This is a genomic window from Nocardioides albidus (assembly GCF_006335005.1).
In the GTDB taxonomy this organism is placed as follows: Bacteria; Actinomycetota; Actinomycetes; order Propionibacteriales; family Nocardioidaceae; genus Nocardioides; species Nocardioides albidus.
The window spans coordinates 241,092-247,411 of sequence record NZ_VDMP01000023.1; the positions used below are offsets into that span (position 1 = coordinate 241,092).

The 6,320-nt window shown below is 73.9% G+C and carries 7 protein-coding genes; 3 read left to right on the forward strand and 4 right to left on the reverse strand.

The window, feature by feature from the left end; all coding sequences use genetic code 11:
* Both FHP29_RS10865 and FHP29_RS10870 read right to left on the reverse strand, forming a co-directional pair.
* Positions 1–926, reverse strand: a 926-nt coding sequence (locus tag FHP29_RS10865; protein ID WP_158296543.1) for a PH domain-containing protein, incomplete at its 3' end; no start/stop codon positions are given.
* Positions 923–1,405 (reverse strand): PH domain-containing protein, encoded by a 483-nt coding sequence (locus tag FHP29_RS10870; RefSeq protein WP_240044437.1) that lies wholly within the window; start codon positions 1,403–1,405, stop codon positions 923–925. The genes FHP29_RS10870 and FHP29_RS10865, both read right to left, overlap by 4 nt.
* A gap of 164 nt (positions 1,406–1,569) precedes the next feature.
* Between FHP29_RS10870 and FHP29_RS10875 the strand changes: the two genes are divergently transcribed.
* Together FHP29_RS10875 and FHP29_RS10880 are read left to right on the forward strand one after the other, a co-directional pair.
* Entirely contained in the window at positions 1,570–2,748 is a 1,179-nt protein-coding gene (locus tag FHP29_RS10875; RefSeq protein WP_139622881.1) for a GGDEF domain-containing protein, read from the forward strand.
* 40 nt (positions 2,749–2,788) lie between these two features.
* Entirely contained in the window at positions 2,789–3,988 is a 1,200-nt protein-coding gene (locus FHP29_RS10880) for an acyl-CoA dehydrogenase family protein (RefSeq protein WP_139622882.1), read from the forward strand.
* Here FHP29_RS10880 and FHP29_RS10885 read toward each other — a convergent pair.
* Together FHP29_RS10885 and FHP29_RS10890 are read right to left on the reverse strand one after the other, a co-directional pair.
* Entirely contained in the window at positions 3,954–5,087 is a 1,134-nt protein-coding gene (locus FHP29_RS10885) for a hypothetical protein (RefSeq protein ID WP_139622883.1), read from the reverse strand. The genes FHP29_RS10880 and FHP29_RS10885 overlap by 35 nt on opposite strands.
* The gene (locus FHP29_RS10890) at positions 5,063–5,662 is read right to left on the reverse strand and encodes a Maf family protein (RefSeq protein ID WP_139622884.1); all 600 of its coding nucleotides are present in this window, start codon (positions 5,660–5,662) and stop codon (positions 5,063–5,065) included. The genes FHP29_RS10885 and FHP29_RS10890 overlap by 25 nt, the downstream gene beginning before the upstream one ends.
* Before the next feature lie 66 nt (positions 5,663–5,728).
* Here FHP29_RS10890 and FHP29_RS10895 point away from each other — a divergent pair, with 66 nt between their 5' ends.
* Positions 5,729–6,145 carry a hypothetical protein gene (locus FHP29_RS10895; RefSeq protein WP_139622885.1) on the forward strand — a complete coding sequence of 139 codons (417 nt, stop codon included), beginning with the start codon at positions 5,729–5,731 and terminating at the stop codon, positions 6,143–6,145.
* The last annotated feature ends 175 nt before the right edge of the window (positions 6,146–6,320 follow it).

A 6,320-nucleotide genomic window follows, 5' to 3' on the forward strand; every position in this document is an offset into this window, starting at 1 on the left:
GCGGACCCCGACTGGTCCCCGCTCAGCCCGGTGACGATCGCAGCGACCCGCCGTCCCCGCGCGAGCCGCAGCGGGGCCGGCTCGCCCAGGCTGATGCCGGCGAGGCGCGCGACGTCGATGCTGGTCTCGCGACGGGTGAGCAGGCCGCGCCGCACGTGCCAGGCGGCGCCGTACCGGCTGAGCGCGAAGCCGCCGTTGGTGACGAGATATCCGCCGACGGCCAGGAGGACGACCAGGACCAGCGCGCCGAGCGCGACGCCGACCACCAGGGTCAGGTCGATCGCGGCGAGGTCCTCCTCGCTGAGCCGGATCTGGACCGAGTCGTTGACCTGGGCGGCCGTGGCGAGGACCGCGCCGAGCCCGACGAGGGTGGTGCCGCTGAAGGGGGCGTACCAGAGCCAGCGCGGTGAGAACCGCGCGATCACCCGCTCCGCGTCGACGTGCTCGGCCGGCGCGCCGTCGGTGCTCGCGCCGCGGGTCGCGCCAGGGAGCAGCTCCGCGCGCAGTCGGGAGGCGGCCTCCTTCGGCAGCGCGTCGAGCACCAGTCGCTCGTCGCTGTCGCTGGCGACGCTGCCGGTCCCGATGACGACGGTCGCCAGGCCCAGCACGCGGTGGACGGGTGAGGCGGTCAGGTCGACGGTGCGCACCCGGTCGGCGGGGGTGGCGAGGGTGTGCCGCCGGAGCAGGCCGCGCCGGAGCTCGATCCGCCCGTCGGCGGTGCGGTAGGTCGTGGTCAGGTAGCGCACGACGCCGAGCCCGACGGGCACTCCGACGCCGAGCAGCGCCCACGGCCCGGTGCCCGACGCGCCGCCGGCGACGAGCAGACCGATGAGGACCGGCAGGAACCGCCCGACCTCCTTGATCGGGTGCACCAGCAGCATCCGTGGGTCGAGTCGCTGCCAGGCCTCGGGCGGTGGGGACGTCACGTCGCGTCGCCCTCGACGAGGTCCGCCTTGCGGGTCAGCTCGTCGGCCAGGGCGAGCGCCACCGGCCGGTCGAGTCCCTCGATCCGCAGCGGACCCGCGGCGGACGCGGTCGTCACGGTGACGGTGGTGAGCCCGAAGAGCCGGGCGAGGGGGCCTTGGGCCAGGTCGACGGTCTGGACGCGCGACATCGGGGCGATCCGCCGCTCCTGCGCCCACCAGCCGCGCTGGGTGTAGACGGCGTCCGCCGACACCTCCCACCGGTGCACCCGATAGCGCCAGCGGGGTACGACGACCGCGACCGTCGTACACACGACGACCGCGAGCGCGACGAGCCACCACCGCAGCCCGTCCGGCCCCAGCAGGACGGCCGCGACGCCGAGGCCGACGGCGACGACGAGTGCGGCGACGCCGGTCTCGACGTGCCACATCAGGCGGGCCCGGGGGCTGACCCGGTGGGCGGGGTCGCGCAGCTGGCTCACGACCGCGAGCCTACGTCGGGGTGGGACCCGGGGCGCGCGCGGCAGGACCTTCGTCCCGGCGACGCCGCTGCGGCATCCTCCGGAATGACCAGGGCCCTGCAGCCTTCGGTCGGAATGGCGCCGGACCGGCCCGCGCCCGCGCGCCGGCGCCTAGCGTGACGGCCATGGACACGATGACCTTGCGCGTCGCCTTCGGGCTCGTCGCGGTCTGCGTGCTCGCCCTGTTCTACGGCGTCACCTACCGCTCCACGCGTTCGGCCTACAGCGCCTGGTGGTGCCTGTCCCTGGCGAACTTCGTGCTGAGCGCATCGCTCTTCCTCCTCAACGGGACCCCGGCGCAGGTCGTGGGCAACCCGCTGGGGAACGCCGTCGCCACCCTCGGCGCGGGCTGCGTGTGGGCCGGAGCCCGGTCCCTGCGCGAGCGCCCCGTCGCACGATGGGAGCTCGTCGTGGTGCCGGTCGTGGTGCTCGCGGCCTCCCTGTTGGACGACCCGCGCACCGACGTCTGGTCCGGCGGAGCGGTCTTCCTGATCGCCATGAGCGTCCAGATCGGCCGTTCGGCGCGGGAGCTGGTGCTCCTCCTGCGCGAGGCCGCCGAGCGGGACCGGCGCGCGCAGTTCCGCTTCGCCGTCCGGGCGATGGGCGTGGCCTCGACGGTGATCGCCGTCTTCTACCTCGCCCGTGCCCTCGCCTTCCTCGCGGTCGGGCCGACCCACCCGCTCTTCGAGGTCGCCCTCGGCGGACAGGCCACCACGCTGCTGACGATGATGCTGCTGGTCGTGGTCACCTTCAGCATGTCCGCCCTCAGCCACGAGCAGCAGACCACCGAGCTGCGCCGCCAGGCCACCCGCGACGGCCTGACCGGTCTGCTCAACCGCGTCGAGTTCCTCCGCGCCGCCCAGCGGGCGATCGACGACGGCCCGGCCCGGCCGGAGACCGCCGTCCTGGTCGCCGACCTCGACGGCTTCAAGGGGATCAACGACGGCTTCGGGCATGCCGCGGGCGACCGCGCGCTCACGGCGTTCGCCGACGCCTGCCAGGCGGTGGTCGGCCTGCGCGGCATCGTGGCGCGCCTCGGCGGCGACGAGTTCGTCCTGCTCACCAGCGGCACGCCGGCCGAGGAGGTCGCGGCAGCGATCGCTCGCTGGTACCGCGGCGAGGACGACGGGCCCATGCCCACCGTCAGCTTCGGCATCGCCGCGGTCCTTCCCGGCGACGAGATCGGCCCGGCCCTCGCCCGCGCGGACCAGGCCCTCTACCGGGCGAAGGCCGCCGGCCGAGCCCGTGCGGTGCGCTACACCGACCGGCCGCCGTTCCTCGTGGAGGGCCGCCGCTCGGCCTGAGAGGTTAACAAACGTTAACCTCTTGGCCTACGATGGGGCCATGACCCCATTCGAGCTGTCGCGCGAGCACGAGGAGTTCCGGCGTACGGTCCGGGACTTCGCCGATTCCGTCATCCGCCCCCACGTCGCGGAGTGGGACCGGGCGCACCACTTCCCGACGGACGTCGTCCAGAAGATGGGGGAGCTGGGCCTGTTCGGGCTCACCGCCCCCGAGGAGTACGGCGGCGCCGGGCTCGACGCCTCCGACGGCCCCTTCACCTCGCTGTGCCTGGCGATCGAGGAGCTCGGGCGGGTCGACCAGTCCATCGGCATCACGCTCGAGGCCGGTGTGGGCCTGGGCATCAACCCGATCCTCACCTACGGCACGGACGAGCAGAAGAAGACCTGGCTGCCCGACCTGGTCGCCGGCCGGCGACTCGCCGGCTTCGGGCTCACCGAGCCGGGCGCCGGCTCCGACGCGGGCGCCACCAAGACCCGCGCCGACCTCGACAACGGCGAATGGGTCATCAACGGCGGCAAGCAGTTCATCACCAACTCCGGCTCCGACATCACCAGCCTGGTGACCGTCACCGCCCGCACCGGCGTCTCCGACTCCGGCAGGCCGGAGATCTCGGCGATCATCGTGCCGTCCGGCACGCCCGGGTTCGTGGCCGAGCCGGCGTACGACAAGCTCGGCTGGCACATCTCCGACACCCACCCGCTGTCGTTCACCGACTGCCGGGTGCCGGAGTCGAACCTCGTCGGCGAGCGCGGCCGCGGCTACGCGCAGTTCCTCGCCATCCTCGACGACGGTCGGGTCGCCATCGCCGCCCTCGCGGTCGGCCTGATCCAGGCCTGCGTCGATCTGTGCGTCGAGTACTCCCTCGACCGACAGACCATGGGCGGCCCGATCGGACGCAAGCAGGGCGTGGCCTTCCAGATCGCCGACCTCGAGGTCATGCTGCATGCCTCGCGGATGCTGACCTACCGCGCCGCCGCGATGAGGGACGCGATGGAGGGCGGGCACGGGCCGTCGGTGAAGGAGTTCAAGCAGGCCGCATCGATCGCCAAGCTCTACGCGAGTGAGTCCGCCGTGACCGCGACCCGGATCGCGACCCAGGTCTTCGGTGGCTACGGATTCATGGAGGAGTACCCGGTCGCGCGGTTCTACCGCGACGCCAAGATCCTCGAGATCGGCGAGGGCACCTCCGAGGTGCAGCGGATGCTCATCGCCCGCGGACTCGGGCTCCCCGTCGAGTAGTACGTCTCCCGCGGTGGCGTCGTACGCCGATCGCCACCGCGACGAGCAGCACCAGCGCGCCGGCACCGAGCCAGACCGGTGCCGGCGCGCCGTCGTCAGCGGGCGCCGGGGCCGGTCGGCCGGTGGTGGGCTCCTCGGCGCCGGCCGGGACGATGTAGTCGGGGACGCCGCCGGCCGGCTCGCCGTCCACCGCGAGGGTCAGGGTGACGGTCGCCGGCGGGGTGCCGGGCGGCAGACCGACGAGCACGTAGCGGACGCCTTCGAGCGACGCGCCGGCTCGGGTCGGGTCGAACGAGTTGCGGTGCAGGTACGACGTGACGTGGCTCTGCGCCCAGCCGGGGCCACTCGACGCCACGTCGTCGCCGAGCACGGGGCCGAGGATGGTCACGGTGGCCTCGGCGCTGCCGTCCACCTGTGCGCGCAGGGACTGGTCCCAGTCGACCGATACGGCAAGCAGCGCCTGCCGGCCCGGCCGCAGCCGGCTCTCGTGGCTGCCCGGGCCGACGACGGGGGCATCGGCGGGAGTCGCCCCGGCATCGGTCGCCTCCGGTGACGGCTCCGGAGCCAGCGGCTGCCAGGCCTGCTCCGGCGGCTCCGACAACAGGTCCGTCGCGTACGCCGACAGCGGCGGCTCCTCCTGCACGACGATGGTCGCGCGGCGCCCCGCGTCGACCGGGTCGCTCGGCACGCCGACGGTCACGAACAGCTCCGCGGCCGTGCCGCACGCATGCTCCGGCTCGTCGGTCCACGTCGAGACGGTGGTGGTGAGCAGCGGAGCAGGCTCGCCCCGGGTCGGCCGGAACACCGCCCCTCCGCCGCAGCCGGCGTCGGCGGGCGTCGTACCGACGGTCAGGCGGACCCCCTCGCCGACCGAGTCCCCGGCGCCGACGTACCACAGGCCGACGTGGAAGGTGCTGCCCGTCGCGGTGCGGTGCAGCCGGAAGGTCGTCGGGGCGTCGACGGGCAGCGTGATCGCGTGGCTGCCCGGGGCGAGGCTGGTCTCGTCGGCTCCCGCCGGAGCCGCCACCAGGACCGGCAGCAGGACCGGCAGGGCGAGCAGGACGCCCAGCAGGCTCAGCGCGCCCAGAGGTCGGTCCACGAGTGCCCGAGGTCGCGGACCATCCCCCGCAGCAGCGGCAGGCTGACGCCGACGACGTTGTGGTGGTCGCCCTGGATGCTGGTCACGAACGCGCCACCGAGGCCGTCGACGGTGAACGCGCCCGCCACGTGCAGCGGCTCGCCCGTGGCGACGTACGCCGCGATCTCGTCGTCGCCCACGTCGGCGAAGTGGACGGTCGTGGACGCGGTCGCCGCCACCTGGTGGCCGGTCGCCCGGTCGTGCAGGCAGTGGCCCGAGTGCAGGACTCCCGAGCGGCCCCGCATGGCCTGCCAGCGTCGCGTGGCGTCGTCCGCGTCGTCCGGCTTGCCGAGCGCGGCCCCGTCCAGCTCGAGCACCGAGTCGCAGCCGAGGACCAGGGCGTCGGCGGGTACGTCGTCGCGAGCCGCCACCGCGCCGCACTTGAGCTCCGCGAGCCGCAGCGCGAGCTCGGCGGGCGGCACCCCGGTGACCTGGGACTCGTCGACCCCGGACACGATGACCTGCGGCTCCAGCCCGGCGCTGCGCAGGGTCGCCAGCCGTGCGGGGGAGGCGGAGGCGAGCACGAAGGTCGGCACCCGGTCACCCTAGATCAGTCGTGGGACGCGGGGTGTGCCCGCCTTCCGCGCGGGCAAGGTGCCTGCGTGACGAAGACGAAGGTGGCCGTGCTGTCCTCCGTCGCGACAGCGCTCGCCGTGCTGCTGGCCTTCGTGGTGGCCTGGGCCGTCCTCAAGCAGCTCGACGGCCTCGGGCGCGAGGAGCTGTGGAAGGACTGCTCCACGGATCCCACGCTCTCGGGTCTGCAGGGTTACTGCGTGGTGGTCGTCCGCTACCCGGCCACCCCCGTCCACTCGCAGCGGACCCACCTCGAGATCGCCGCCGTCCACGACGGCGCGGAGAACGACCACCGCTTCGTCGCCGGCTATCCCTTCGTCGATTCCGGCGCCGGTACAGCCCTCGAGGTCGACTGGTCGGCGGTCGACGACAGGATCGTCGTCACCGTCCCGGACAGCGGCAGCACCATCACCTACACCGCCGAGCAGTACGCCGGCGGTCGCTGACCCCACCCCGACCTACCAGCCGCCTTGGTTCGGACGTGCCGATGTCCCCGCGAGCCGGGCTGGCGGGGTGTGGGGCGGGGTGGCTACTCGTCGGGCGGGTCGGTGTCGCTGCCGGGTCGAGCGGTGTCGTGGATGGGGTGGGTGCCGCGGTGGTCGACCCGGAACCGGTATCCGG

Excerpts from the sequence above, each read along its gene's own strand:
- FHP29_RS10875 (WP_139622881.1), top strand. The coding sequence starts at position 1,570 with ATGGACACGATGACCTTGCGCGTCGCCTTCGGGCTCGTCGCGGTCTGC.
- FHP29_RS10880 (WP_139622882.1), top strand. The coding sequence starts at position 2,789 with ATGACCCCATTCGAGCTGTCGCGCGAGCACGAGGAGTTCCGGCGTACG.